Source organism: Lentzea sp. NPDC054927, from assembly GCF_053610285.1.
Genome location: NZ_JBSGXZ010000021.1, coordinates 57,401 through 84,155, shown reverse-complemented (window position 1 = coordinate 84,155; position 26,755 = coordinate 57,401). Strand labels below are relative to the sequence as shown.

20 protein-coding genes are annotated in these 26,755 nt (G+C 67.7%); 18 read left to right on the top strand and 2 right to left on the bottom strand.

What is annotated here, in order from left to right:
- The first annotated feature begins 148 nt into the window (after window positions 1-148).
- The 14 genes from ACWGE0_RS25935 to ACWGE0_RS25870 all read left to right on the top strand — a co-directional run bounded on the left by ACWGE0_RS25935 (window position 149) and on the right by ACWGE0_RS25870 (window position 16,037).
- Window positions 149-1,108 (top strand): TIGR03885 family FMN-dependent LLM class oxidoreductase, encoded by a 960-nt coding sequence (locus tag ACWGE0_RS25935; protein WP_452263490.1) that lies wholly within the window; start codon window positions 149-151, stop codon window positions 1,106-1,108.
- Window positions 1,105-2,610 carry an alpha-amylase family protein gene (locus ACWGE0_RS25930; protein ID WP_452263489.1) on the top strand — a complete coding sequence of 502 codons (1,506 nt, stop codon included), beginning with the start codon at window positions 1,105-1,107 and terminating at the stop codon, window positions 2,608-2,610. The genes ACWGE0_RS25935 and ACWGE0_RS25930 overlap by 4 nt, the downstream gene beginning before the upstream one ends.
- 36 nt (window positions 2,611-2,646) lie before the next feature.
- Window positions 2,647-5,442, top strand: coding sequence for a P-loop NTPase fold protein (locus ACWGE0_RS25925; protein ID WP_452263488.1), 2,796 nt, complete (start codon window positions 2,647-2,649; stop codon window positions 5,440-5,442).
- A gap of 93 nt (window positions 5,443-5,535) precedes the next feature.
- Window positions 5,536-6,546: an L-erythro-3,5-diaminohexanoate dehydrogenase gene (kdd, locus tag ACWGE0_RS25920; RefSeq protein ID WP_452263487.1), complete on the top strand. Its 1,011-nt coding sequence runs from the start codon at window positions 5,536-5,538 to the stop codon at window positions 6,544-6,546.
- A complete protein-coding gene (locus ACWGE0_RS25915; protein WP_452263535.1) occupies window positions 6,539-8,089 on the top strand; it encodes an amidohydrolase in 1,551 nt (516 codons plus the stop codon). Before kdd ends, ACWGE0_RS25915 begins: the two co-directional genes overlap by 8 nt.
- Window positions 8,089-8,721 carry a toll/interleukin-1 receptor domain-containing protein gene (locus ACWGE0_RS25910; RefSeq protein WP_452263486.1) on the top strand — a complete coding sequence of 211 codons (633 nt, stop codon included), beginning with the start codon at window positions 8,089-8,091 and terminating at the stop codon, window positions 8,719-8,721. Before ACWGE0_RS25915 ends, ACWGE0_RS25910 begins: the two co-directional genes overlap by 1 nt.
- Before the next feature lie 3 nt (window positions 8,722-8,724).
- Window positions 8,725-10,293 (top strand): lysine 5,6-aminomutase subunit alpha, encoded by a 1,569-nt coding sequence (gene kamD / locus ACWGE0_RS25905; protein ID WP_452263485.1) that lies wholly within the window; start codon window positions 8,725-8,727, stop codon window positions 10,291-10,293.
- The gene (kamE, locus tag ACWGE0_RS25900; protein WP_319967621.1) at window positions 10,290-11,042 is read left to right on the top strand and encodes a lysine 5,6-aminomutase subunit beta; all 753 of its coding nucleotides are present in this window, start codon (window positions 10,290-10,292) and stop codon (window positions 11,040-11,042) included. Before kamD ends, kamE begins: the two co-directional genes overlap by 4 nt.
- Window positions 11,039-11,437, top strand: coding sequence for a 3-aminobutyryl-CoA ammonia lyase (kal, locus tag ACWGE0_RS25895; protein WP_030470206.1), 399 nt, complete (start codon window positions 11,039-11,041; stop codon window positions 11,435-11,437). The genes kamE and kal overlap by 4 nt, the downstream gene beginning before the upstream one ends.
- A 70-nt stretch (window positions 11,438-11,507) precedes the next feature.
- Complete coding sequence (locus ACWGE0_RS25890) at window positions 11,508-12,917, top strand: DUF4331 domain-containing protein (RefSeq protein WP_452263484.1); 1,410 nt, start codon at window positions 11,508-11,510, stop codon at window positions 12,915-12,917.
- A 15-nt stretch (window positions 12,918-12,932) separates the two neighbouring features.
- Entirely contained in the window at window positions 12,933-13,961 is a 1,029-nt protein-coding gene (locus ACWGE0_RS25885; protein WP_452263483.1) for a tetratricopeptide repeat protein, read from the top strand.
- Window positions 13,958-15,292: a nickel/cobalt transporter gene (locus ACWGE0_RS25880; RefSeq protein ID WP_452263482.1), complete on the top strand. Its 1,335-nt coding sequence runs from the start codon at window positions 13,958-13,960 to the stop codon at window positions 15,290-15,292. The genes ACWGE0_RS25885 and ACWGE0_RS25880 overlap by 4 nt, the downstream gene beginning before the upstream one ends.
- A gap of 11 nt (window positions 15,293-15,303) precedes the next feature.
- Window positions 15,304-15,612, top strand: coding sequence for a hypothetical protein (locus ACWGE0_RS25875; protein ID WP_452263481.1), 309 nt, complete (start codon window positions 15,304-15,306; stop codon window positions 15,610-15,612).
- Window positions 15,613-15,710: 98 nt separating this feature from the next.
- On the top strand, window positions 15,711-16,037 hold the full coding sequence (locus ACWGE0_RS25870) for a GntR family transcriptional regulator (protein WP_452263534.1): 327 nt from the start codon (window positions 15,711-15,713) through the stop codon (window positions 16,035-16,037).
- A gap of 60 nt (window positions 16,038-16,097) precedes the next feature.
- Here the strand turns inward: ACWGE0_RS25870 and ACWGE0_RS25865 are convergent, their stop codons facing one another.
- Window positions 16,098-16,574 carry a hypothetical protein gene (locus tag ACWGE0_RS25865; protein ID WP_452263480.1) on the bottom strand — a complete coding sequence of 159 codons (477 nt, stop codon included), beginning with the start codon at window positions 16,572-16,574 and terminating at the stop codon, window positions 16,098-16,100.
- Window positions 16,575-16,685: 111 nt separating this feature from the next.
- Between ACWGE0_RS25865 and ACWGE0_RS25860 the strand changes: the two genes are divergently transcribed.
- The 3 genes from ACWGE0_RS25860 to ACWGE0_RS25850 are packed head-to-tail and all read left to right on the top strand — an operon-like array spanning window position 16,686 to window position 21,531.
- Window positions 16,686-17,852 (top strand): acyl-CoA dehydrogenase family protein, encoded by a 1,167-nt coding sequence (locus ACWGE0_RS25860; protein WP_452263479.1) that lies wholly within the window; start codon window positions 16,686-16,688, stop codon window positions 17,850-17,852.
- Complete coding sequence (locus ACWGE0_RS25855) at window positions 17,849-19,927, top strand: acetate--CoA ligase family protein (protein ID WP_452263478.1); 2,079 nt, start codon at window positions 17,849-17,851, stop codon at window positions 19,925-19,927. The genes ACWGE0_RS25860 and ACWGE0_RS25855 overlap by 4 nt, the downstream gene beginning before the upstream one ends.
- Window positions 19,924-21,531 (top strand): thiamine pyrophosphate-binding protein, encoded by a 1,608-nt coding sequence (locus tag ACWGE0_RS25850; protein WP_452263477.1) that lies wholly within the window; start codon window positions 19,924-19,926, stop codon window positions 21,529-21,531. Before ACWGE0_RS25855 ends, ACWGE0_RS25850 begins: the two co-directional genes overlap by 4 nt.
- On the opposite strand, the gene ACWGE0_RS25845 is transcribed toward ACWGE0_RS25850, so the two are convergent.
- Window positions 21,528-25,775 (bottom strand): CHAT domain-containing protein, encoded by a 4,248-nt coding sequence (locus ACWGE0_RS25845; protein WP_452263476.1) that lies wholly within the window; start codon window positions 25,773-25,775, stop codon window positions 21,528-21,530. The genes ACWGE0_RS25850 and ACWGE0_RS25845 overlap by 4 nt on opposite strands.
- A 149-nt stretch (window positions 25,776-25,924) precedes the next feature.
- Between ACWGE0_RS25845 and ACWGE0_RS25840 the strand changes: the two genes are divergently transcribed.
- Window positions 25,925-26,485: a DUF4360 domain-containing protein gene (locus ACWGE0_RS25840; RefSeq protein ID WP_452263475.1), complete on the top strand. Its 561-nt coding sequence runs from the start codon at window positions 25,925-25,927 to the stop codon at window positions 26,483-26,485.
- Window positions 26,486-26,755 lie beyond the last annotated feature (270 nt).

Genomic DNA, 26,755 nt, shown 5'->3' with positions numbered 1-26,755 from the left:
CTCCTCCGCATCGAGGGCGTTGATGTCCACACGGACGCTGTTCGGGATCGGTTCAACGCTCCGGCGAAGAAATCTCGGAGCGGCGACGGCGTGGGTCTCCTGGCTCGCGAGGGTTGCCTCGATCGTCGCGCGGGGTACCTGGAGTGCCATGACCGTTTACGGCATCCATGCGTCCCATGAGCAGATTCACCCCACCGCACTGCTCGACGCCGTCCGCAGGGCCGAGGAGGCCGGGTTCACCGCGGCGATGAGCTCTGACCACTTCTCACCGTGGAGTGCGCGCCAGGGCCAATCCGGGTACGCCTGGTCGTGGCTGGGCGCGGCGCTGCAGGCCACCAGCCTGCCGTTCGGCGTGGTCACCGCCCCCGGCCAGCGCTACCACCCGGCGATCACCGCGCAGGCCATCGGCACGCTCGCCTCGATGTACCCGGGCCGGTTCTGGGCGGCGCTCGGTACCGGTGAGGCGAGCAACGAGCACATCACCGGCGACGGCTGGCCGCGCAAGGACGTCCGCACCGCCCGGCTGCGGGAGTGCGTCGACGTGATCCGCGCGCTGCTCGCGGGCGAGGAGGTCAGCCACGACGGCCTGGTCCGGGTCGACCGCGCGCGGTTGTGGACGCTGCCGGACGAGGTGCCGCTGCTGATCGGTGCCGCCGTCAGCCCTGCCACCGCCCGGTGGTGCGCCGAGTGGGCCGACGGGTTGATCACGGTCAACGCCGCGCCGGACCAGGTGCGGGAGGTCGCGGACGCCTATCGCGAGGCGGGCGGCCGGGGCAAGCTGCATCTCCAGGTGCACGTGAGTTGGGCGGCCGACGACGAGACAGCACTCGCAATCGCGCACGAACAGTGGCGTTCCAACGTGTTCCGCCCACCTGTGTGCTGGGACCTGGAACTGGCCGAGCACTTCGATGTCGTCGCCGAGCACGTCACGCCAGATCAGGTCGCACAGGTCGTTGACGTTTCGGCTGACCTCAAGTGGCACATCGAGCAGTTGCACCAGTACGCGTCGTTGGGCTTCGAGGAGATCTACCTGCACCACGTGGGCCAGGACCTGATGCCTTTCATCGACGCGTTCGGCGAGCACGTCCTACCGGAGGTGACGAAGTGATCCGCACGTCTGACGTCTGGTGGAAGAACGCCGTTCTCTACTGCCTGGACGTGGAGACCTTCTCCTCCGACGGTTTCCGCGGCGCCACCGAACGCATCGACCATCTGCACGCCCTCGGCGTCACGTGTGTGTGGTTGATGCCGTTCTACCCAACGCCCGAACGCGACGACGGCTACGACATCACCGACTTCTACGGCGTCGACTCGCGCCTGGGCTCACTGGGCGACTTCGTGGAGTTCGTGCGCGCGGCTCGCGACCGGGGCATGCGCGTGATCGCCGACCTCGTCGTCAACCACACCTCCGACGAGCACCCGTGGTTCCACGATCCGGACAAGCGCGACTGGTACGTCTGGGCCGACGAGCCGCAGGTGGACGGACCGCAGGGGATCACGTTCCCGGACAAGGAGAACAGCCTCTGGCAGTACTCGAAGGAGGTCGGCAAGTACTACCTGCACCGCTTCTACAAGCACCAGCCCGACCTCAACGTGTCCAACCCGGAGGTGCGCGACGAGATCGCGCGGATCATGGGCTTCTGGATGGAACTGGGCCTGAGCGGTTTCCGCGTGGACGCCGTGCCGTTCCTGTTGGAACACAACGACTCGATGGACGCCCTCTCGCTGCCGAACCCGCACGACTATCTCACCGACCTGCGCGCGTTCCTCAACCGCCGCAACGGCGAAGGTGTGCTCCTGGGCGAGGTGAACCTGCCGTACAAGGACACGATGGCGTTCTACGGCCAGGGCGTGGGCGACGAGCTGACGATGTGCTTCGACTTCGTTGGCATGCAGGCGATGTACCTGGCCCTGGCGCGGAAGTCGACCGGTCCGCTGGTCAAGGCGCTGCAGGAACGCCCGCAGCCGCCACGCGACGGCCACTGGGCGACGTTCGTGCGCAACCACGACGAGCTGACGCTGGACAAGCTGCCGATGGACGAACGCCAGGAGGTGTTCGACGCCTTCGGCCCGGAGAAGTCGATGCAGCTCTACGGCCGAGGCCTGCGCCGGCGGCTTCCGTCGATGCTGGGCGGCGACCAGCGCCGCATCCGCATGGTCTACAGCCTGCTGTTCACGCTGCCGGGCACACCGGTGCTGTTCTACGGCGAGGAACTCGGTCTGGTCGAGGACCTGTCGCTGGAGGGCAGGCTGGCGGTGCGCGTGCCGATGGACTGGAAGGCGGCGGCGGAGCAACGGCACGCGCCGGACTCGCTGCTGGTGTGGATGCGCCGGCTGATCGAGCTCTACCGGGAGTGCCCGGAACTGGCGTGGGGCGAGTTCCAGGTGCTCGACGTGGGCGACCCGAGCGTGTTCGCCCACCGCGCCGACTGCGACGGCGGCGCGGTGATCGCCGTGCACAACTTCGCCGACCAGGAGGTCACCGTGCGCGTTCCGGCCGAAGGGGTGCTCGACGACCTGCTGACGGGCGGTCGCGTGAAGCCCGCGAAGATCGGTGCCAAGGTCGACCTCGCGCCCTACGACTGCCGCTGGTTCCGTTTGGTCCAGTAGCGAAACGCCGCCGGTGGGCGACTAACGAGCATGCCGGTGCCCGACACGCCCGCCTCGACCGACGAACTCGGGTTCGACCGTTTCGCTGTCCCGCTCGCACGGACGATCGCCGCCACGGACCGTTCCACGACACCGTGGACCATCGGCGTCTACGGCGAGTGGGGCAGCGGCAAGACGACGTTCCTGCGGCTGGTCGAGAAGGCGCTGCTGCCGTCCGGCGTGCGCCCGATCTGGTTCAACGCGTGGAAATACGCCCGCGACGACAACCTGTGGGCCGCGCTGATCGAGAAGATCGTGGTCGAGGCGCGCCGCTCGGTGCCCTGGTACCGCGTGCCGGACGTGCGGCTGCGGATCTGGCTGCGGTCGATCGACTTCGGCTCGGGCTTCTTCGAGCTGTTCCGCAAGCTGCTCGCGATCTCGTTCAAGGTGGCGACGCTGACCCTGCTGATCCTGATGGCGATCAGCCTGGTCCCCGTCGCCGGCAACCCCGTGTCGGGATGGCTGGCCGGAAGCCCGCTGCTGGGCTCGCCCTGGATCCGCGTGCTGATCGGTGTCGTGGCGGCGCTGGGCACCAAGCCGGAGGCGTTGCTGAAGCTGTTCGACGTCAAGCTGGGCGCCGACCTGGGGGCGTTCCGGCGCCGTCGCTTGCACCGGTCGCAGACGGCACTGCTCGACGACTTCACCGCCGAGTTCCAGGGCGTGCTGGAGGTCGTGTACCGCGACAAACCGCTGGTCGTGATCATCGACGACCTCGATCGCTGCCTGCCGGAACAGACGTTGCAGATCATCGAGACGGTCAAGCTCTTCCTCGACGAGCCCGGCTGCGTCTTCCTGCTCGCGGTCGACCGGGAGGTCATCGAGCACGCGATCCGGGTGAAGTACAAGGACCTGCCGTCGGTCGGCGAGCTGGGGGAGACGTTCTTCGAGAAGATCGTGCAGCTGCCGTACTCGCTGCCGTCGCCGGCCGAGGGGCGAGTCGAGTCCTACATCCGCAGCATCTCGTCCGATCCCGATGTGCTGGCGTGCCTGCCGATCCTGCGCGGCACCACTCCGTACAACCCGCGGCGGATCAAGCGCAGCGTGCAGGCCTTCACGCTGCTCAAGGAGTTGTCCGCAGACCTCGAACCGGTGCCGTCGGTGCTCGCCAAGCTGGTGGTGATCCAGGCGCAGTTCCGGCAGGTGTACCGCGCGGCCGTCAACGACAACGGTGTGCTGGCCAGGCTGGAACGGGCTTACCGGTCGCCGGACGACGACGCTGACGCGGTGCTGAAGGCGCAGGTGGAGCGGTTCTCGGAGCTGTATCCGGGACTCGGAGCGTTGTTCTGCCTGGGGGACGACGAGGTGGACACCTTCTCGGCGGTGTCGGTCGAGGCTTACCTGTTGATCGTCGACACGGTGGCCGTGGCCGAGGAACCCGCGCCCGAACTCCCGCAGAGGTCGGGACGGGGCACGATCATCGTGAACTGCCTGCACCAGGATGAGGAGTGGGGCGTCCGGATCCGGCGGCTGTTGCGCGGTGCGGGAGAAGTCGTCCACCTCGCCTTCATCGAGGACGGCTACGTCGTGGGCGCCGATTTCGTCATCGGCGTGTGGACGCGGGCGTCCACAGATTCCGAGCAGGCGGAACGTCAGTGGGCCGCCTGCGTGGCGAAGGGTGTGCCGTTCCTGGCCGTGCGGGTGGAGAACGGGCTGGGGTCCCGCTTCATCGACGGACAGGAGTCACTGAACCTCGCGGCGATGGACGACGGCGAGTTCGCCACGACTCTTCTGGCGCGGTTCGGCCACCCATACATCTCCCGCCCACGGCTGATGGATGAACCGCGTGCGCCGCTCCGGCCTCCGCCAGACAACCTTCCCAAGCTTCCCGAGGATCTCGTGTGGCGCGGCGATCTGCCGGAGCGTGCGCCACGAGGCCCTGTCGTTGTCCTGGTCGGTCCGCCTGGCAGCGGCAAGACCACGCTGGCGCTGCGGTACGCGAAGAAACGTCGCGCTGACTTCAGCGTCGCCTGGGTCATTCGTGCCGAGACCTATCACGACGACATGGACGCGCTCGCGAGGAGCCTCTCCGTCCAGACAGCCGACGTCGCCGAACGACTTGCGTCCGTGCGCAACACCTTGTTGATCTACGACGGGTTCGACGACGTGCACCTCGCAGCGGCGCTGCCGAGGCTCGACTCGGGATTGATCATGGTCACCACGCACAACCGCGACTGGGGCGACCACGGTCAGATGGTCGAGGTCGGCCCCTTCACCAGGGACCAGTCGGTGGAATATCTGCTCCTGCCGGACGGGGGCTCGCTGGCTGAACCGCTCGGAGACCTCCCGCTGGCACTCGCCTGTGCCAAGCTTCAACTGCGAGAAACCGGCCAGCCCGTGCGCGACTACCTGCGCATGCTCGACGAAAGCGGTGTAGCTGTCGTCAGGTACGGCCCGCTGTCGTTGCACGACGTTCTGTCTCGTGCGATCGATCAGGTCGATGAAGAGTCACGTTCGATGTTGATCGTCCTGTCTCTCCTCGGCCGGTCATCGTTTCCTGGCGGGTTCCAGTCCGATCGCGCTGTCCGTGAGCTGATGCGGATGTCGCTGGTCACTTCCTCACCCGTGGGTCTGTGGGTGAACCCGGTCGTTCGCCGGTATGCCTCGGAGCTGCCGATCGAGCGGCAGATGCTCGAACCCGTCCATAAGCATTCGAACTCACTGATCAGGTACGCCGCACCCGTGAAGGCCGCTGAACTGCTGCGGAAGCTGGCACCTGCGTGGGATGCCGTCGGCGACACTCAGCGGGCTCAGGACTACCTCCGCCGGGCTGACTCGCTTGACTCCGGTGGCTGATGAGGGTGCGGATCGCTGAGCGATACTTGCGGGATCTTGATGCTTCACGTGAAGATATTGTCGAGACAGCGTCGTCAACCGAAGGATTTTCAGGTGAGCGCGTACGGACTGCACCGCGTCCTCGAGCCCAGCGGTGTCCTGCCGCAGCAGGCGTGGCGGCTGGACGCGGAACCCGTGCCCGCCGACGACGAGGTGATCGTCGCGGTCGAGCGGCTCAACCTGGACGCGGCGTCGTTCCGGCAGCTCAGGGAGCAGCACGGCAGCGGCGACGCGGTCCGGCAGGCGGTGCTGGACATCGTGGCCGAGCGCGGCAAGATGCAGAACCCGGTCACCGGCTCTGGCGGCATGCTGCTCGGCACGGTGCTGGAGGTCGGGCCGTCGTCGCCGCTCGGGCTGAAGGCGGGCGACCGGATCGCGACGCTGGTCAGCCTCACGCTGACGCCGCTGCGGATCAACGACGGCCTGCAGGACTGGACCGGCGAGGACGAGCAGGTGCCGTGCCGGGGGACCGCGGTGCTGTTCGGGCGGTCGATCGCGGCCGTGCTGCCGTCCGACATGTCCAACGAGCTCGCGCTTTCTGTTCTGGACGTGTGTGGCGCACCGGCGCTGACCGACCGTGTGGTGCGGAAGCACTCTGGTGGATCGGTGTTGGTGCTTGGCGGTGGCGGTAAGTCGGGCTCGCTCTCTCTTGCGGCCGCACGTCAGGCAGGTGCGTCGCGCCTCGTCGCGTTGGTGCCGACTGAGCGTGAGGCCGCACAGGTGCGTGCGGCTGGTCTTGCGGACGAGGTCGTGATCGCGGACGCGCGCAATCCCGTGGCTGTCGCCGAGGCCGTTGGCAAGCAGGTCGACGTCACGGTCGTGTGTGTGGACGTGCCGGGGTGCGAGCACGGCGCCATCCTCGCGACCGGCGACGGTGGGACCGTGATCTTCTTCTCCATGGCGACCTCGTTCAGTGCCGCCGCTTTGGGAGCGGAGGGTCTCGCGGCCGACGTCGAGATGCTGGTCGGCAACGGGTATGTGCCTGGTCACGCCGAGTTCGCGCTGGACCTGGTCCGGACGCAGCCGGGTGTGCGGGCGTTGTTCGAGCAACGGCAGACTGCGTGACGTGAGTACGCAACTTTTGGTCGGCGGCCGCATCTACGCACCGGATGCGACGGCCATGGCCGTCACGGACGGCGTCGTCGTGTGGATCGGACAGGACTCCGTAGGCCGTGCGCTGCACCCCGACGCCACGGTCGTGGAGCTGAACGGTGCCTTCGTCGCGCCCGCGTTCGTCGACGCCCACGTCCACGCCACGTCGGCCGGCCTGCTGCTGACCGGCCTCGACCTGACCCGCACGTCCTCTGTGGACTCCCTGCTGGAGCAGGTGCGCAACGCATCGGGCCCGCTCGTGTGGGGTCACGGCTGGGACGAGACGCGCTGGCCGGAGAACCGCCCGCCCACGCGGGCGGAGATCGACGAGGCTGCGGCGGGCAAGACGGTCTACCTGTCTCGCATCGACGTGCACTCGGCACTCGTCTCGTCGAACCTGATCACCGACGAGACCCGCGCGGCCGACGGCTTCTCCGCCGACGGCCCTCTCTCGCGCGCCGCACACCACCACGTGCGTGCAACGGCCAAAGCCGCCATCACGCCTGAGCAACGCCAAGCAGCACAACGCGCGTTCTTGGCGCACGCTGCGTCGATGGGCATCGCTTCGGTGCACGAGTGCGCCGGCCCGGACATCTCCGGCGAGGACGACCTGCGGGAACTTCTCGCCCTCGGCGAAGGCCCCGAGGTGGTGCCCTACTGGGGCGCGCACGACCTGCCCGGCGTGCAGGTTCGCGGCCTGGCCGGCGACCACTTCGTCGACGGCGCCATCGGCTCCCGCACTGCCGCGCTGGTCGAGCCCTACGCCGACGCGGACACCTCCGGCGCGCTCTACCTGGACGGCCAGCAGATCGCCGACCACCTGATCAAGTGCGCCGGGCTGGGCGTGCAGGCGGGCTTCCACGTCATCGGCGACGCCGGCATGGCCGCCGTGATCGAGGGCTTCTCCCTCGCCGAGAAGGCCATCGGCACGCCCGAGCTCGCATCGGCCCGCCACCGCCTCGAACACGTCGAAATGGTGTCCGCCGAGCAGGCCCGGCAACTCGCCGGGTGGGGCGTCATCGCCTCAGTCCAGCCCCTTTTCGACGCCGAGTGGGGCGGACCGTCCGGAATGTACGTCCAGCGCCTCGGCGCCGAACGCGGAGTGGGGCTGAATCCCTTTTCACGTCTCGCCGCGGCCGGTGTGGTCCTGGCGTTCGGCTCGGACACCCCGGTGACCGCCATCGACCCGTGGGCCGCCGTCACCGCCGCGGTGCACCACCGCACCGAGGGCCACGGAATTTCTCCTCGCGCCGCCTTCACCGCCCACACGCGTGGCGGCTGGCGCGCGGCGGGCGTGGACGACGGTGTGACCGGCACCCTTCAGCCTGGCGCGCCCGCGACGTACGCGGTGTGGGAGACCGGCGAGCTCGTGGTGGCCGGGAGCGACTCGCGGGTGCAGCGCTGGTCCACCGACCCGCGCTCCGGTGTGCCTGGACTGCCCGATCTGACCGGGCCCGCGCCCGTGTGTGTGCGGACCGTGCTGAACGGCCGGACTATCTACGAGCGGGAGGCCTGATGAAGGTCTTCATCTCGTGGGCCGGCCCGGAGACGAGGCCGTTCGCCCTGTTCCTTCGTGAGTGGCTGCGGCTCGTGATCCAGTCGGTAAGACCGTGGATGTCCGAGTTCGACGTCGCCAAGGGCGCTCGCGGCATGACAGAACTCGGCAACGAGTTGCAGGGCGCCGAGTTCGGGATCATGGTTCTGACCGCAGCCAACCAGGATTCGCCCTGGATCAACTTCGAGGCGGGAGCGATCTCGAAGAGCGTCGGGGAGTCGAGCGTCATCCCGCTTCTGCTCGATGTGCGCAAAAGCGATGTTGTGGGGCCGCTCAGTCAGTTCCAGGCTGTGGACGCTTCCGACAAGGCCGATGTGCGCATGCTGCTGGAGGCGATGAACTCGCGGCTCCCAGAGCCTCTGGGATCTCAGCACCTCGATCACTTCCTCGAACGCGAATGGCCGTCGTTCGAAGCGCATGTCGACCAGTTCCGGCAAGCCACCGGGCAGATCGACGTGGCGGCGAAGCGGTCGGATCGTGACGTGCTCGACGAGATCCTGCTGGCCGTCAGGGACATCAATCGTCGCTCGGTTCTTGCCCAGAATCCGGTCTTTCAACGCAAGTCCCAGGCGAACAAGCTAGAAGGGAAGTGACTCATGGCGTTGCTCGACCTCGACCCCAAGGTCGTCGCCACCGCGCGCGGACTCGCCGCGCGGGCGGCCGAACCGGTGGTGTCCATCGCGAAGGCGCACACCACCGTTGCCGTCGAGCGCGCCACACTTCGCCTGGCCGGCATCACCGGCGCGGACTCCACGCACCGCGCCGGTGACGTGCCGTGGGTCAACCGCGTGATCGACACGGTTCGCGAGCAGTGCGGCCTCGAACACGGCGTGGTGCTGCCGGCCTTCCACGCGCTCAAGCAGCACAACCTCGGCAGCCTCACCGAACTCGCGGAAGCCACCGCGGCCGGTCAGATCCAGTTCACGATCCCCACTGGCAGGGACCTGAACACCACTAAGAAGGCCGCCACCGCCGCCGTTGCCAAGGGGCTCAAGACGGTCGACCGCAACCGGGTCCAGCGCGACAAGCTGGTCCACAAGCTCGGCGACCCCGCCCAGCGGCCGTGGATCTACCTGATCGTCGCGACCGGCGACATCGACGAGGACGTCGTCCAGGCCCAGAACGCGGCACGGGCGGGTGCCGACATCATCGCGGTGATCCGGTCGACCGGGCAGTCGCTCCTCGACTACGTGCCGGAAGGCGCTACACACCACGGGTTCGCGGGCACGTACGCCACGCAGGAGAACTTCCGGATCATGCGGGCGGCGCTCGACGACGTGTCGAAGGAGGTCGGCCGGTACGTGCGGCTGACCAACTACGCGTCCGGGCTGTGCATGCCGGAGATCGCTGTGCTGGCGGGGCTCCAGCGGCTCGACATGATGTTGAACGACTCGATGTACGGCATTCTGTTCCGCGACATCAACCCGATCCGCACGTTCGTCGACCAGCGCTTCAGCCGTCAGGTGCACGCGCGGGCAGGCATCATCATCAATACCGGTGAGGACAACTACCTCACCACCGCGGACGCCGTCGACGCCGCGCACACCGTCACCGTCTCCCAGCTGCTCAACGAGCACTTCGCCCACGAGGCGGGACTGCCCGACCACCTGCTGGGCCTCGGCCACGCCTTCGAGATCAACCCGAAGGTGCCCGACTCGTTCCGGCTCGAACTCGCGCACGCGCTGCTGGCCCGCGAACTCTTCCCGGACGCGCCGCTCAAGTGGATGCCGCCGACCAAGCACATGACCGGCGATGTCTTCGACGGCTATCTGCTGGACGGGTTCTTCAACCTCGCGGGTGTCCTGACAGGACAGTCCATTTTGCTCGTCGGCATGATGACCGAGGCCGTCGTGACGCCGTTCCTGTCCGACCGCGACCTGGCTCTGAAGAACGTCCGGTACGTGCTCAACGCGGCGGGCAGTCTCGCCGAGGACTTCCGGCCCTCGCCGGACGGGCTCATCGTCAAGCGCGCGCACCAGGTGCTCGGCGAGGCCGTGGACCTCCTCGAGCGCATCGTCGACGACGGTCTGCTCAACGCCATCGCGGACGGCACGTTCGGCCTGATGAAGCGCCCCGCAGACAAGGGCAAGGGCGCGGACGGCGTCGTCGAGAAGGCCGAGGCGTACTTCAACCCCGCGAGCGAGATGCTGGAGGCGGCGCAGTGACCGAGTCCAAGAGGTACGTGCGGCCGTACGGCGACACCACCGGCGACGGCATGATCCAGACGTCGTTCACGCTGCCGATTCCCTTCGGTCCCAAGGCGGACGGCGCGGCGCAGCAGCTCGCGAACAAGATGGGCATGGACCCCGCGATGGTGGTCCACTCGAACCCCATCGGCGACGACTTCACGTTCTTCGTCGTCTACGGCTCGGTGAAGCACCTCGTGGACCTCGACGAGGTCAAGGTCGTCGAGCGCGAGTACCCGTTGCTGAGTCCGGCCGAGGTCAACACCACGTTGAAGAAGGTGTTGCGGCGCAAGCTCGTTGTCGTCGGCGGCTGCATCGGCACCGACGCGCACACGGTCGGCATCGACGCGATCCTCAACATCAAGGGCTTCGCCGGCGAGAAGGGCCTGGAGTACTACCGCGAGCTGAAGGTCGTGAACCTCGGCGCGCAGGTGTCGGTGCCCGAACTGGTGCGCTCCGCCCGTGCGGAGAAGGCGGATGCCGTGCTGATCTCCCAGGTCGTGACCCAGCGGGACGCGCACATCCTGAACACGCAGGAGATGTCCGCGGCGTTCCGCGAGGCGATGGGGGACAGGCGGCCGTTGCTGGTCGCGGGCGGCCCGCGGTTCGACCCGTTGATGGCGGGCGAGCTGGGGGTTGATCGAGTGTTCAGCCGGGGTACCACCCCGGGTGAGGTCGCGAGCTACCTGGTGCACGCGATGCAGGAGAAAAAGGGGGTCGCCGCGTGAGCGGGGCTTTGGTCGAAGGCTTTTCGGTGACGCACCGCCGGTACGTCCCGCACTCGCACGCGCACTACGGCGGCAACCTGGTCGACGGTGCCTACGGGCTCGGCATGTTCGGTGACGTCGCCACCGAGCTGCTGATCCACACGGACTCCGACGAGGGGCTCTTCGCCGGCTACAGCTCCGTCGAGTTCGCGGCGCCGATCCAGGCCGGTGACGTCGTGGAGGCCACGGCGACGTTGGTGCGCATCGGAAAGCGGTCGCGTGAGATCGAGTTCGAGGCACGGGTGGTGTGCCGTTCGGCGCCCGAGCGTGGTCCTTCGGCGGCGGACGTACTGGCTGAGCCGATCGTCGTAACGCGCGCCCGTGGCACGGTCGTTGCTCCAAAAGCCGCCGAATAACAACAAAAATTCAGACCGAACCGGCAGGCGTCCTGCTCCGAATCCCTGGCTGTTGGAAGGGAGCAGGACAATGCCATCTAGCAACAAACAGCGATTACGCCGCGGTGCGATCGCCGCGGCAGTCGTCGCGGTGGCCGCGGCGATCCCGGCAGCGGAGGCCTCCAGCCACCGCGAAGCACCGCTCATCGCGGCGGACCCGGCAGTCGACAACACCGACGTGTACGCCTTCACCAGCCCGGACAGGCCCGACACCGTCACGCTCGTCGCGAACTGGTTCGGGCTGCAGGAACCCAACGGTGGCCCCAACTTCTACCCCTGGGCCACGGACGCCAGGTACGACCTCAACATCGACGCCGACGGCGACGCGGTGCCGGACAAGACCTTCCGGTTCACGTTCAGCACCGACGACCGGCGCGGCAAGAACACCTTCCTCTACAACAACGGGCCGGTCACGTCGATCAACGACGACAACCTGTTGTTCCGGCAGAACTACAACCTCGAGCTGATCGAACCCGGCAAGACCACGCAGCTCGTGCGCGACGGCCGCGCGGCGCCGTCCAACACCGGCCCCGCGTCGTTCCCGAACTTCGGGGCGATCAGGGACCAGGCGACGGCCAAGATCCCGGGTGGCGGCCAGGTCTACATCGGACCGTCGGAGGATTCGTTCTTCCTTGACCTGAGGGTGTTCGACCTGCTCTACGGCGGGAACCTCAAGGAAGTCAACCAGGACACCTTGATGGGCTACAACGTCAACACCATCGCCATTCAGGTGCCCAAGACGATGCTCGCGCTGAAGGGCGACCCGAAGCGCAACCCGGTGATCGGCGTGTGGAGCGACACCGAGCGCCGCACGTTGAAGCTCGACCCCGGCAAGGCCACCCCGCAGGGACCGTTCGTGCAGGTGTCGCGGCTGGGCAACCCGCTGGTGAACGAGGTCGTGTCGTCGGCGGCGATCAAGGACGCGTTCAACGGTCTCGAACCCGTGGGGGACGCGAAGGTTCAGGCGTTGCTGGACCGGGTGAACGACCCGGAGCTGGCCCGGCTGATCCAGGCGATCTACGGCATCCCGGCGCCGAAGACGCCACGGGCCGACCTGGTGGAGATCTTCCTGACGGGGATCACCACGAAGGCGGGCGGTCCGATCAAGGCCGATCTCAACTCGCAGCTGAACAACGCCGACGTGGACCCGAAGAAGTTCGCGCCGTCGGAGATGTTGCGGCTCAACATGTCCACGCCGGTGACGAAGAACCCCAACCGGCTCGGCGTGCTCGGCGGTGACCTGCAGGGCTTCCCGAACGGCCGCAGGCTCGCCGACGACGTGGTGGACATCGAGATCCAGGCCGTGGTCGGTGCGGCGCAGACCGGCAAGCTCGTGCCGGCGCTCGCCAAGGGCGACCGGGTGAACGGCAACGACGTTCGCTTCGGTGACAAGTTCCCGTACGTCGGCCTGCCGAGCAACAGGGCGGTCAACTCCCGCTAAGCGAAGGTGCCTCAGATGTGGAAAACCATTCCGCTGCTGGCAGCTTTGCTCGCCGTTGCCGCCTGCGCCTCCCCGCAGGCGGCAACACCCGCCGCCACGCAGACTTCTTCCTTGCAGCGCAACGCCGAGTCCCTGCAGGCCAAGCTCCGCCGAACTCCCGCCGACGCAGCCGCGTGGGCACAGCTCGGCGCCACCCAGGTGGAGCTCGCCCGCGTCACGTTCGATGCACAGCACTACAGCCGCGCCGAACGCGCGCTGACCGAGTCGTTGCGGCTCAAGCCGGACGGCAACGGTGAGGCGTTCATCGGCCGCGGTGCGCTTGCCAACGCTCAACACGACTTCGCCGCCGCCCGTGACTGGGGTCAGCGTGCTGTCTCGGCGCTACCGGATTCCGCCTCGGCCCAGGGCGTGCTGGTCGACGCACTGACGCAGCTCGGTGACGATGCGGGTGCTTCTGTTGCGCTGCAACGGATGCTGGACCTGCGGCCGGGTGTCGCGTCGTTCACGCGTGCCGCCTACCACTTCGAGCTGCACGGTCGTCTGGACGAGGCGCACGGGGCTTTGGAGCGGGCGCTGGAGTCCGCTTCCTCACCGGACGAGGTCGCGTTCTGCCGGCTCCACCTGGACAAGCTGGAAGGGCGAGTCGACGAGTCTCTCGAGGCAACTCGCGAGCTGGTGTCGAAGGTGCCGTCGCCAGAGCACCTCGTGAGGTACGGCGAGGCGCTCGACAAGGCGGGCAAACCGGTCGAGGCGCGGACGCAGTACGACCTCGCGTTGCGGCAGCTGCGCGCTCTGGGCGGCGACGACCTCACCGCCGCCCTGATCGCGGCTGATCACGGCGACCCCGCGGAGGCGTTGCGGTTCGCCGAGAAGGAGTGGGCGAAGCGGCAGAGCGTCTTCACCGCGGACGCGATGGCGTGGGCTCTGCACGTCAACAAGCGATCCGCGGAAGCCCTGCCGTACTCGGACAAGGCGGTGTCGCTGGGCTGGCGTGACCCGGAGGTCCTGCGGCACCGCGAGGCGATCCTGGGGAGCCAGCGATGAGGGTGTTCTTGCTGGTCGTGTTCGGCATGCTGCTGATGGGCGGGGTCGCGCAGGCGCACCCGCTGAGCAACCTCAGCGTGAACCACTACGACGGCCTGCGGGTGTTCCCCGACCGGATCGAGCTGCGGTCCGTTGTGGACAGTGCGGAGATCCCGACCCTGCAGGACCGCGAGTTCGTCGACGCCCGAAAGCGGTGCACGGAACGTGGGAAGTCGTTGAACGCCATGGCCGACGAGCGGGAGCTGGCGTTCGAGGTGCGCGACGCCGACGTCGTGCGGCCCGCCGGTGAGGCCGGCTTGCCCACGATGCGGCTGACCTGCGAGTACACGGCTTTGCTGCCGGTGCGCGGCGAGGTCGAGGTGACGTTCAGCGACTCGTACCTCAAGGACAAGCTCGGCTGGCGCGAGATCACCGTCGTCGGTGTCGACGTCGCGGTGTCGGGCGCGCCGGCCGAGACGATCAGCAACGAGCTGCGCACCTACCCGGACGACCTGCTGTCTTCGCCGCTGGACGTGCGGGCGGTGCGGTTCGTCGCGAAACCAGGTGAGGGGACGGTCGTCACCCCGCCTGGAGCACTCGGTGAAGCCACAAAGGCGGCCGTCGGCCTCGTGGGTGATCTCACCCCGTTGGTCGGCATCGGTGCGGTCCTGCTGTCTCTGGTGCTGGGCGCGTCCCATGCGGCGCTGCCCGGCCACGGCAAGACCGTGATGGCCGCCTATCTGGCGGGTTCGAGAGGAACCCGCCGTGACGCATTCCTCGTAGGAGCCACGGTCACCGTCACCCACACGGCGGGTGTTCTGGTGCTGGGGCTGCTGCTCAGCGTGTCCAGCGTGATCGCCGGTGAGTCAGTTCTGCGCTGGCTCGGCGTGGCGAGCGGTCTGCTGGTCGCGGTGATCGGAGGGGTGCTGCTCCGCTCGGCGGTGCTGTCGCGTCGTCGTGAGCGTGCCCGAGAAGGGGACGAACACGGCGACGCACATGGTCATGGGCACGGTCATGGACACGGCCACGGACATGGTCATGGGCACCGCCGGGCGGGGCTCGCCGGAATGGGAGTCGCGGGCGGCCTGGTGCCGTCGCCGTCCGCGCTGGTCGTGCTGCTGGGCGCGATCGCACTGGGCCGCACGTGGTTCGGCGTGGTGCTGGTGCTGGCGTACGGCCTGGGCATGGCCGCGACGCTGAGCGCCGCCGGGCTGCTGCTGGTCTCGCTGCGAGACCGCTTCGGCCCGCGGCTGGCCCGCTTCCGCAGGTTCGCGGATTTCACGCCGCTGGGCACCGCGGCGCTGGTGATGCTCGTCGGAGTCGGTCTGGCCACGCGTGCGCTGGCCGGTTAATTGGAGGGATCATGAAGAAGCTCATCGTGCTGGCCGCGCTCGCTCTGGCCGCGTGCTCCACCTCGCCAGAGGCGGTTACCGCTCAGTTCGACGACGAACAGCAGTCCGACATCTCGTGCCTGAAGCACCAGGACCAGACACCGGGTGAGACGTACTTCGACGAAGGTAATTGGGACACCGTCGTCTCGTTATCCATCCTGCGCTATTACACCTCGAACGGCACAAAACCCTACTGCGACGGCAAAGCAGCCACGGCCGCCGACCAGGGCTGGCGCGAGCTCTACGTGCGGATGGGAGCGGACCAGACCAATCTCCGCTGATTCGACCGCAACCTCAGCGCCTTTCCTCCGTTGGTCAATACAGAGGTAGTTACATGCGGGGAGGATGGGGCGCAGTGAAGATAGACCACCACGGGGAGATGCCTCCGTACGAGCAGGTGCGTGTGCACTACGCGAGCGCCATCTCGAATCGGGAACTGCCGGTGGGCGCCAAGCTGCCGACCGTGCGCGCCCTCGCGAAAGACCTGGGCCTGGCGGTCAACACGGTGGCACGCGCCTACCGTGAACTGGAAGAAGCCGGCCTCGTCGAGACGCGGGGCCGCGCCGGAACCGTGGTGAGCGCGAACGGCGACAACAACCGCGAGCGCATCCGTGCGGCGGCGTCCCAGTACGCGACGATGTCCGCGGAACTGGGCCTCACGTCGCAGGAAGCCCTGGAGATCGTCCGGGCGGCGCTGCGTCCCTGACCATTGTGGGACAACGACGTTCCACAATGGTCACCGGCAGGAGGTCGGCGAGCCGTGCGCTCACGGCTCGCCCGCCAGCCGGATGTTCAACTCCACCTGCCACTTCGTCTTCATCCGCTCGGTCCGCGGGTCGGTCAGGAAAGCCTCGTACCGGCAGGCGAACTGATCACCGCCGGGTGCGTCCCACCGGTCGAGCGCGTAGCCGTTGTCGCGTGCCCACTCCAGCAGCAGGCCGTTCGCGCGGCGGGCGTGGTTGACGTAGGTGAGGCTCGCGTACCGGCCCGCCGGCAGCATGCCCGCGCCCTCCACGTCCAGTGGCTCCGTGACGATGCCGACCTCCATGTCCATCGGCCCGTCCATGTCGATCACGTGCAGCCGGTGGAAGATCGGTCCGGCGATCGGCAGGTCCCGTTCGTAGAGCTCTTCCATCAACCTGTCACGTACGGCCAGCATCCCCCGAAACGGGGTGATCACGCGGATGCCGACGTAGTGGATCTCCGGCTTGGACACGGTCCTCGGACCTTCGACGATCTCCACGTCCGGACGCTAGCAGTCACCCGTTCGCGACCCTCCTGATGCGTCTTGACAGAGCTAGGCTGCCCCGTGGATCGTGAATAACTGATTCGTCAGTCAACTTAGGGGTGCGAGATGGGGCGGACCGTCCGCGACGGCCTGCGGCTCACGGCCGAACAGGAGCAGTTCGTCGAGCTGGCCAGGGAGTTCGCCGCGAACGAGATCCGTCCACGCGGTCGTGCCGTCGACGAGGCGGACACCGAGTCGCCCCTCGACGTGTGGGAGAAGGCGTCCAAGCTCGGGCTGACGTCGTTCATGATCGGGGAGAGGTTCGGGGGCGGCGGTGTCACCGACCTGCTGACCCAGGTGCTGGTCCAGCAGGAGCTGTGCCACGGCGACATCGGCATCGGCAACCTGATCACGTCCAACGGCTTCTTCAGCGCGCCCATCGAGCACCTCGGCACACCCGAGCAGCAGGAGCGGTTCCTCAGTCCACTGGGGACTCCGAACCCGCCGCTCACCGCCGTCGCGGTCACCGAGCCGGGCAGCGGATCGGACGCGGCGAGCATCCAGACGTCGGCCAAACGAGACGGCGACGGATATGTCCTCAACGGACAGAAGACCTGGATCTCCAACGCCCCCTACGCCGAGCACTTCGTCATCTTCGCGACGGTCGACCCGGCCAAGCGGGCCAAGGGCGTCACGGCGTTCGTGGTCCCGCGCGACACACCGGGGCTCGAGGTCGGGCCGCCGTTCCAGAAGATGGGGCAGCGCGCGATCGTCAACGCCGAGGTGTTCCTCGACGACGTGCGCGTGCCGCTCGAGAACCGGCTCGGCGACGAGGGGCAGGGTTTCTCGGGCCTGATGCGGACGTTCGACGCTTCGCGCATCCTGATCGGCGCCGCCACGACCGGCCTCGCCCGCGCCGCGCTCGACTTCGCTGCCGACTACGCGCGCGAACGTGAGCAGTTCGGCGTGCCGATCATCCAGCACCAGGCGGTGGCGTTCCGGCTCGCGGACATGGCGACGCGTGTCGACACCTCGCATCTGCTGACCGTGCGCGCGGCGACGCTGTACGACGCGGGGCATGCCGTGGCGCAGGAGTCGGCGATGGCGAAGCTCGTCGGTTCGGAGAACGCCATGTGGTGCACGCACGCGGCCGTGCAGACTTTGGGCGGCTACGGTTATTCGCGCGAGTACCCCGTCGAGCGCTGGATGCGCGACGCCAAGCTCGAGGAGATCGAGGAAGGCACCTCGGACATCCAGCGCCTGATCATCTCCCGCGGCCTCGGTGCGAGATGATCTTCTCCGATCCCGCGTCCGTCGCGGTCGTAGGTGCCAGCGACGACCCCGCCAAATGGGGCCACTGGCTCGCTCGCGGTGCGCTGGCCGGGCGTGATCGCCGCGCCGTGCACCTCGTGAACCGCGGCGGCGGATCGGTTCTCTCGTATCCGACCGTGCGGTCCCTCTCGGAGCTGGCTGAGGCGCCTGAACTCGTCGTGCTGGCGGTGCCGGCCGCGCACGTACCCGCTGTGGTGGACGAGGCGTTGGCCGTTGGGGTACGGGGATTCGTCGGCATTCCCACGGGGATCGACGACAGGGTGATCGGCCGGATTCGTGAGGCGGGGGCGCGGTTGCTCGGGCCGAATTGCCTGGGTGTGTTCGACGCGGCGACGTCGCTGCACCTCGCGTGGGGGCAGTTCCAGCCGGGTTCGCTGGGTGTGGTGTCGCAGAGCGGGCAGGTGGGGCTTGAGATCGCCGGGCTCGCGGCGGCGTCGGGGATCGGCGTCTCGCGGTTCGTCTCGGTGGGCAACCAGGCGGACGTGACGGCCACGGAAGCGTTGCTGGAACTGGTTTCCCACGATCTGACCACGGTCGTGGGTGTCTATCTGGAGAGTTTCGGGCGCGGGATCGTGGCGGCGATGTCGGAACTGCGTGCCGCCGGGAAGCCGGTCGTGCTGCTGACCGTCGGTTCGTCTTCTGCCGCCCAGGAAGCCGCTCGTTCGCACACCGGTGCTTTGACGTCCTCTTTGGACGTTGTGGACGCCGCGTGCCGCCGGGCCGGTGCGGTGCGGGTGGCGACGCCTGCCGCGTTGGTGGACCTGGCGGCTGTGCTTTCTGCCGGCGTGCCACGGGGAGGCAGGGTGGGGATCATCTCCGACTCCGGTGGGCAGGGTGCGATCGCGGCGGATCTCGCTGCTGCCGCTGGACTTTCGGTGCCAGTTCTGTCTTCTGTGGACGGTCTGCCCGCGGATGTTCTGCCGCGGAACCCGGTGGACCTCGCGGGGGCGGGGGAGCGGGACCTGGAGAACTACTCGCGCGCGGTCTCGGCGCTGGTGCGCGGCGGTGAAGTCGACACTGTCGTGTTGTCGGGTTACTTCGGTAGCTACGGAGAGGACACGCCCTCGCTGGAGTCGTCAGAGGTGGCGATCGCGGCGCAGATCTGCTCGCTGGCAAGGGAAACCGGCGTGCCGGTGGTCGTGCACAGCATGCGTGCGGACTCGGCGGCCGTACGGGCGCTGCGGGCCGGCGGGGTGCCCGTGCAGCACACGATCGAGCGCGCGGTGGCTGCGCTGGGTGACGCGGCACGGCTCGGCGGCCTTGATCAACGGTCCATCGTCACCGCTGGCGGCCCAGAACTGTCGGTGCTGCCTGGAAGAATTGAAGCTGGGGGACCCCCTGGAGGGGACCCCTGCGTGAGCGTGCCCAGGCCGGTCGCGGCTGCCGGACCGCTCCAGCCAGGCTACCTCGCCGCACGTGAGCTGCTCAGCTTCGTCAGGTTCCCGCAGGCGCATGCCGTCACCTCAGCCGCGGAGGCGCACGCGACCACGCTCAACGGACCATACGTGCTCAAAGCCGACTGGCTGGCCCACAAGACCGAGCACGGCGGCGTGCAGCTCAACGTCACGGACCCGGCAGCGGCGTTCGCGGAGATGGAGGCCAGGCTCGGCCCCGGCACCTACGTCCTCGAAGAGATGGACACCCGCGAGCACACCGTCGAACTGATCATCGGTGCGAAGCGCGATCACTCGTTCGGCCCAGTGATTCTCGTTGGGGCGGGCGGCATCCACGCAGAGTTGTTCAAGGACACGGCGATCGAGCTCGCTCCCGTGACGCCTGCCACAGCCCGGGACATGCTGGCACGCCTCATCTCCGCCCCGCTCCTGTCCGGCTGGCGTGGTGCGCCGACAGCGGACGTGACCGCGTTGGCGCAGGTGATCGCCCAGGTCTCCGAGACGCTCGCAGCCAGACCGGACCTCGCCGAGATCGAGCTGAACCCCGTGCGCGTGGGGCCCGACGGCGTGCTGGCCGTCGACGCGCTGATCATCCCTTCGGGGGACACTTTGAACGACACGAGCGGACGACGCGTGGCATGAGCATGACCCCTCCTCGCCTCACCGGGGGTGACGCGCTGGTGCGCGCACTCGTCGCGCACGGCACCGAATTGGTGTTCGGCATCCCCGGCACCCACAACCTCGGCATCTACCGCGCCCTGGCCGAGCACGACGTCAAGCACGTCACCCCGCGCCACGAGCAGGGCGCCGGTTTCGCCGCCGACGGCTACGCCCGCGTCACCGGCAAACCAGGCGTCTGCCTCACCACCAGCGGCCCGGCCGTGCTCAACGCGATCACCGCCGTGACCCAGTCGTACTCGGACTCCGTGCCAGTACTGCTGATCTCGCCGGGCATGCCCCTGCGCCACCCCGGCCGCGGCAACGGCACCCTGCACGAGGTCCGCCACCAAAGCGCCGCACTGGAAGCCGTCATCGGCTACTCGAACCGCGTGCACAGCGTCGCCGAAATCCCGCTGGCCGTCGCACAAGCCTTCGCCCACATGACCTCCGGCCGCCCCCGCCCAGCACACCTGGAAATCCCGCTCGACCTCATCGACGCCGTCGACAAGGTCAGCGACGTGGCCCCGGTCCTGGTAGCCCACCCACCGGCCGACGCCGTCACCATCGCCGCAGCCGCAGGACGCCTCAACACCGCGACCCGCCCCGGCCTGATCATCGGCGGCGGAGCCAAAGGCGCAGCCGAGGAGATCACCGCCCTCGCCGAACGCTTGGGCGCCCCAGTCGTCTCGACCGCCAACGGCAAAGGCACCTTCTCCGAACGCCACCCGCTGTCCATCGGCGCGGGCCTGCACCACAAGGCAGCGGCCGAGCTGGTGGCCGAGTGCGACGTGGTGGTGGCCATCGGCACCGAACTGGCCTCCACCGACCTCTGGAACGGCCCGCTCAAGTTCACCGGCGACCTGATCCGTATCGACGTCGACCCAGCCCAGATGATCACCAACGCCCTCCCGGACTACCGCCTGGTGGGCGACGCCCAAGCCACCGTCGCCGCCCTGAACCAACGCCTGGGCAAGGCCAAAACCACCGAGGAGTCGGCAAAACGCGCCGAACGCTGGCAGAAACTCTTCCGCAAACACGCCCGTTCCCAAGGCGCCCCCTGGCTGCCGCTGGTGGAAGCCATGCAGGAAGTCCTGTCCCCAGGCGCAATCATCGCCGGCGACAGCGCAATGGCCTGCTACTACGGCACTTTGTCCAACCTGCCGTTGGAAGGCCCGGCAAGCTTCCTGTACCCCACCGGCTTCGGCACCCTCGGCTACGGCCTGCCAGCGGCCATCGGCGCCAAGATGGGCGCCCCCACCCGCCAGGTAGTGGCCCTGCACGGCGACGGCGGCGTGATGTTCACCCTCCCCGAACTGGCCACCGCGGCCCAGGAACGCCTGCCACTGCCCGTGATCATCGCGGACAACGGCGGCTACGGCGAGATCCGCCGCGAGATGGCCGACCGCAGCGACCCGGTGCACGGCGTTGCCCTGCCCGGCGTCGACTTCGTCAAGGTGGCCAAGGGCCTGAACTGCCACGGTGTCACGGTCGACGACCAGGACAGGTTCGCCACGGCCCTGCGCAAGGCCTTCACCGCCGACCGTCCAACCGTGATCCACGTGATCGGCGACCTGGCGGGCGCCTAGGTTTGCTCACCGTCTGAGTCGAGATCGGCGAGAGACTGCACGATCTGATTCCTCCGCGATTCGTTCGAATAGGCCGGCTCCAGGGTGGACGCTCGTTCGAGGCATTCCAAGGACTCTTCGAAATGGGCTCTTGCCGCGGAGCTCTGGTTGAACGCGATCGCCGTGTGCGCAAGCATCCAGTGGATCTTGCTGAGGTCGCTGAGGCACAACGCGTCGTCGGGTTCTTCCAAGGACAGGCGCTCAGAGATGGCGAGCCACTTCCGCAGGAACTTCTCACCAGCGATCGCGTCGGTTGCCAGCAAGCTGGTCGCCAAGCCGGAGTGTGCCCTGCTGATGATCAAGCGGTATCTCCTGTTGGCCGGCTCGGCCACGATGAGCTGTTCCGAGATGTGAAGGGACGCCACGAAGTGCTTCTGAGCGGTGTCGTGGTTCTGCTGTGCCCGCAAGAGGTCGCCGAGTTCGGTGTGGAGGAAGCACAGGTGGGAAGCGTTGAGGGCATTGCCGGGATCGAGTTCGGCCAGCTTCTCCATGATCGCGAGGGCCGAGCGGGTGTGCGACTCCGCGGCTGTCCAGTCCCCCGTTGCTTCCGAGAGCGTGGCCAGCCTGCTGTGAGCGACGGAGATGTCACGGACGTAGGTGACGTTGTGCGGATCGGACTCGGCGAGGCGTTCGGAGAGCAGGAGCCCGGACTGGTAGTAGGAGTTCGCCGAAGCGAAGTCTCCCGCGCTCTCTTTGAGCTCGCCCAGCAGACCGTGAGTCTCCATGAGAAGGCGTTGGTACTCGATCACCTGCGGCTGATCCTCGACCAGCTTTGCGCTGATGGTGCCGCATTCGTGGAGAAGTGACTCCGCACTCGCGCGATCTCCTCGTCGCCACACGTACTTCGCGAGCTTGGCCAACATCGTGCAGAGCGTGTATTGGTACAAGTCGTTGTCCGGATCGTCCGCGAGGAGTTCTCGCTCGATGTCGCACGCTGCCTGGAAGTGCATCTCCGCAGTGGCCGAGTCGATCCTGTTTCTTGCCAGCTCGCCCATCCTGCTGAACGCACGGGCGAGGTCGTACCGTCGCTCGGCGTCGGCCGGGTGCGCTGCCGCGAGGGTGCGGGCGATGTCGAGTGCGGACTGGAAGTGCTCTTCTGCGCTCGAAGTGTCCCCGAGCACGAGCGCGAGCTGGCCCAGTCGGTCATGGCAGGCGCTCACGAGAACAAGACCGCCGATGTCTTCAGGATGTGCGTCCGCTCGTAGCTTGCTGATCGACAGCATGGTGGAGCGTCGCGCCATGGTCGCGCTGACCAGCCCGAGTGACGTCAACACGTCGCACTCCAGTTCCACCAGCGCCAGGTAGTCCACGTGATCGGTGGGGATCAGCGGGACGACCTCGGCGAGCAACGCGGCTCTGGAGATCGCACCCAGCGCTTGAGAGCCGAAAGCCAACGCCTCCACGGTGAAGTCGTAGTCGTGACAGCCCGCGGCGTGGAGCGTCACGTCGATCAAGTCGTCTGCGGTGGCGAGGCCTGAGTCCAGGTCGTGCATTCGCATGTCGCGCGCCCGCTCGTGGCGCGCCATGCGTTCCTCCGCTGTCTGGTACCGGGCGAGCGAGGCGGCGATCCACGGATGCATGGTGAATCGGCCGTCAGCCGCGCCGGACAGCAACGTGAGATCGCAGAGGCGATTTGCATCCGCGCGTACCTCGGCGACTTGCGTGGCGGTGGCTTCTGCGCCGTGCCGGGTGTGGGCGAAGTTCTCGATGCTGAGGGACGCGCGGCACAGCGAAGCCACCAGTGCGAAGTCCTTCTGACCGGGAGTCAGTTCCGCGTAGAGGGCGTCGAGCAGGATGTCCCGGCTACCCAGTCGCACGACGTCCGCGATCGCCTCGGAGACATCGCGGCCGGCCTTGAGATCGATTCCTGCCGTCTTGGCGAGATGACGAAGTTTGGTCGTCACGTGCCGGAAGCTCGCGCTGGGAGTGTGCCGCAGCAACACGTCCAGGAACTCGGTGAGCCTGGGGTGGCCGCCGATCGTGCGCGCCACCAGCGTTCTGTCCTCAGTGGACAGTTTCCGGAGGGCGGGCATGCGCAGTACCAGCCGGCTGAGCTCCGCAGACGAGAGCGCGGATAGTTCGACGCGCAGAAGGGTCAGTTCCGCATCCGCCACGGGATAGCGGGAGGTGAGCAGGAGACGGCCCTCGCCCACGCTGTCGCACAGCCGCTCGAAGATCTCCGCGAAGCCCAGGTCGGTGAACTCGCCGTCGGTGGTGAGGTTCTGCTCGAAGTCGTCGAAGAGGATCACCAGCCGGCATTCCCGCAGTGCGGCGAGGACCAGGGAGAACTTCTCGTCGTCGGGACGGTCGTCCCGCAGGGCCGGGATGTGCGGGAGAGCAGCTGCTACGGCGGCGATGAGGTTCGCGGGACTCCACACGCCGACGTGCTCGGCGATCGCCCATCCCGCCTCTCGGGCCCTGGCGAGGATGCGGCCCGCAACGGCGGTCTTGCCGATTCCGCCCACGCCGGTCAAGGCCAGGCCCGACCAGTCGCCGTAGCGTTCGCGGTCCTGCGAGTTGCGGCGGAGTACGGCCGCGGCGGCGCGGAGAGCGGATCGGCGGCCGATCAGCTGCCCGATGGGAAGTTCACGAACACCGTTGCCCGTCGAAGGAACGGTTTCGCGGGGGAGTGGTTGTTGTGGCAGTGCCGGGTTGCGCAACGGAAGGTCTGCGCTTCCGGACAAAAGCGTGGGGACCGCGAACTCCGGGAGCGCCGGATGATCCGAGTCACCGATGTCCTCAAGGGCGCTGCGCCTGGCGGCGGCCAGGGCTTGACCGGCTGTCGCACGTGGTGTTTCGGCGAGGACCCGGTAGAGCTCGCGAGCCAGCCTGGTGGCGAAGCCGTCGGAGATCGGTGCCTGCATGGCGATGACGCGGTCGGCGCCGTGCCGGACCAGAGTCGCGGCCATCCCGGCGGTACCCGTTTCGGCGCCGCGACAGCTGGACAGCACCACTAGGGGCAGCGGGCGTTCGCCTGCTCTCAGTGCAGCTACGAGACTGTCCGCGTCCGCGGAAACGGCCTGACCGACCTCGTCCTCCAGTTCGATGGTGTCTGCGCTCCCGTGAGCGCACAGGTGCAGCACGTGGTACTGATCGGCGGCCAAGGCCCTCCCGATCTCGGTGAGGGAAGCCACTTCGAGGATGCGGACCTGTGCGCCGCCTTCGAGATCGGTCACGGCGTCGAGCAGTGCCTGCATCTCGGCCTCCACGTCCAGAGAGGCGGTCGAAGTCGTGCTCTCATCCGGTGCGGCTACGGCGGCGAGGATCTTCAACGGACCCGGCAGCGCGGGGGTCGCCGGGCGGTCGAGTCCGTCGAACCTGCGACTGAAGCGCACACCGGGCACCGTTGCGGCCAGCCGCCCGTCCGGGAGGCGGAGCAACTCGACGGGAAGCCACGAGAGTTCGTCCGACAGACGCACGACCACGGTGAAGGTGCTGCCCAACGGGCTGCCGCTGATCAACGTGTGCAGGCGGCGGCCGGTTGGTTCGTCCAGCAACGTGCGCCAGAGGGCGTGCCCCAGCTCCGTCAACCTGTCTTCCCCGGACGGGCTCCTCAACTCGGCCTGCCAGGAGGCCAGGCCCGCGGGGAGTGGTGCGGCATGCTCGCCCAGTGGGGTGCCCGCAAGGACGGTTTCGGTGCGCACGCCGCTGTCCGTTGTGGTCAGGTTGAGCGTGATCTCGTGCGAGGTGGCCGACACCACTACCTGGCGGCTCAGGATCGGAACGTCACCCAGCGGAGGTTCCTCGTCGGCGGGCTGGCCGAGCAACAGGCGCAGAAGGGACTCGGCTCCGGTCGGCGACAGCTCGGCGATCCGGTAGACGGTGCTCGACGCGGGCGCGAGAAAGTCCGGGATTCCCTCGACAGACTGGCCGGGGAGGACCACCGGGAGGAAGCGGTCGAGAGCTTTGGGGTCGCGGTAGAAGGCGTCGCGGATGAGGCGCGCCTCGAACTGGACGCCGCGCCCCTCGTCGGCGCTTGTGCGTCCTTCGGCTCGCTCGCGGTAGGAATCCGAGGCGATGATCAGGACGTGGTCGGCCTCGCGCACCTGGTCGCCCATCCAGAGAGCCCAGTCCTGGCGCCGGCCCGCCGCGCTGCGATCGAGTTTGGCGTCGACGCCGTGGCGGCGCAGGAAGATCCACAGGTCACGCACGGCCTCTTCGTGGTCGGCGGACCCGTGCGCGTACGAGATGAACACGCGTGGCACGACCTGATGATCCGCAGTTGTCGGGCAGGAGGCGAGTTACGACGCGGCTATGTCAATGAGTTGTCCACTTCTTGGCGGAGGCCGTGATGAGCCGATTGCGTGATTGTGCGGACCGATAGGTTCTCCAACAGCGATGTGAGGAGGCCTCGATGTTGGCTGTGGTGGCACTGCTGGCGACCCTTGTGCCGCCGCCCGGTCCGGTCACCATCGACGTCGTGAGCGTCGGCGGGTCCGGGTGTCCGGCGGGCACTACGACTGTGGCCATGTCGCAGGACAACGAGGCGTTCACGGTGAACTACAGCGACTTTTTGGTGCAGGGGAACGGGAGCGAGGCCAAGAGGAGCTGCACGATCGCGCTTCGGATCAACCATTCGGCCGGGTACACGTACGGCATCGCGGCCACGGACTTCCGCGGGTTCGCGCACCTGACGGACAAGGCGAAGGGTGTTGCGCGCAACAGTTACCACTTTCCGGGGTTTCCTACGCGGCACAGCATGCACACGTATCAGGGGCCGATGAGTGACAACTGGCAGGTCACCGATACGCCGGGTGGGGTTGCGCACGGGCCGTGCAAGGATCGGAAGCCGTTGACGATCGAGGCCGAGTTGAAGGTCACTGGGAAGGGGAGCGAGAGCTTCATGACCATGGACTCGACCGACTCGAGTGTGAGCACCACGTTCCGGCTGTCCTGGAAGAAGTGCTCGGAATAACAGGCGCGGGCTTGGCGTTGTCTGCTACAGTCCGTTTGTAACCGGCGGTGCGCGGTCAGTGCACGTAAGTTCCGACCAGCTGCTGGACGCTCTTGAGTCCGCAGCTCACACTCCCCAGCTTCTCACGCTGGTGGAACCACATCAGATGCCGTCAGAACGCATCTGCAAGCGCTCTCCTCCAGCAGGGCATGCCCTGCGTGCGGAGTTGATGAAGCGCGTGTTCAACAACCCTCCTGAAAGGACAGACCCGATGCACATCGGTGTACTAGA

What these genes read in the sequence shown, in the direction of transcription:
- ACWGE0_RS25935 (WP_452263490.1), top strand. Translation starts at nt 149, where the DNA reads ATGACCGTTTACGGCATCCATGCGTCCCATGAGCAGATTCACCCCACC.
- ACWGE0_RS25910 (WP_452263486.1), top strand. Translation starts at nt 8,089, where the DNA reads ATGAAGGTCTTCATCTCGTGGGCCGGCCCGGAGACGAGGCCGTTCGCC.
- kamD (WP_452263485.1), top strand. Translation starts at nt 8,725, where the DNA reads ATGGCGTTGCTCGACCTCGACCCCAAGGTCGTCGCCACCGCGCGCGGA.
- ACWGE0_RS25890 (WP_452263484.1), top strand. Translation starts at nt 11,508, where the DNA reads ATGCCATCTAGCAACAAACAGCGATTACGCCGCGGTGCGATCGCCGCG.
- ACWGE0_RS25885 (WP_452263483.1), top strand. Translation starts at nt 12,933, where the DNA reads ATGTGGAAAACCATTCCGCTGCTGGCAGCTTTGCTCGCCGTTGCCGCC.
- ACWGE0_RS25880 (WP_452263482.1), top strand. Translation starts at nt 13,958, where the DNA reads ATGAGGGTGTTCTTGCTGGTCGTGTTCGGCATGCTGCTGATGGGCGGG.
- ACWGE0_RS25875 (WP_452263481.1), top strand. Translation starts at nt 15,304, where the DNA reads ATGAAGAAGCTCATCGTGCTGGCCGCGCTCGCTCTGGCCGCGTGCTCC.
- ACWGE0_RS25870 (WP_452263534.1), top strand. Translation starts at nt 15,711, where the DNA reads ATGCCTCCGTACGAGCAGGTGCGTGTGCACTACGCGAGCGCCATCTCG.
- ACWGE0_RS25860 (WP_452263479.1), top strand. Translation starts at nt 16,686, where the DNA reads ATGGGGCGGACCGTCCGCGACGGCCTGCGGCTCACGGCCGAACAGGAG.
- ACWGE0_RS25855 (WP_452263478.1), top strand. Translation starts at nt 17,849, where the DNA reads ATGATCTTCTCCGATCCCGCGTCCGTCGCGGTCGTAGGTGCCAGCGAC.
- ACWGE0_RS25850 (WP_452263477.1), top strand. Translation starts at nt 19,924, where the DNA reads ATGAGCATGACCCCTCCTCGCCTCACCGGGGGTGACGCGCTGGTGCGC.
- ACWGE0_RS25840 (WP_452263475.1), top strand. Translation starts at nt 25,925, where the DNA reads ATGTTGGCTGTGGTGGCACTGCTGGCGACCCTTGTGCCGCCGCCCGGT.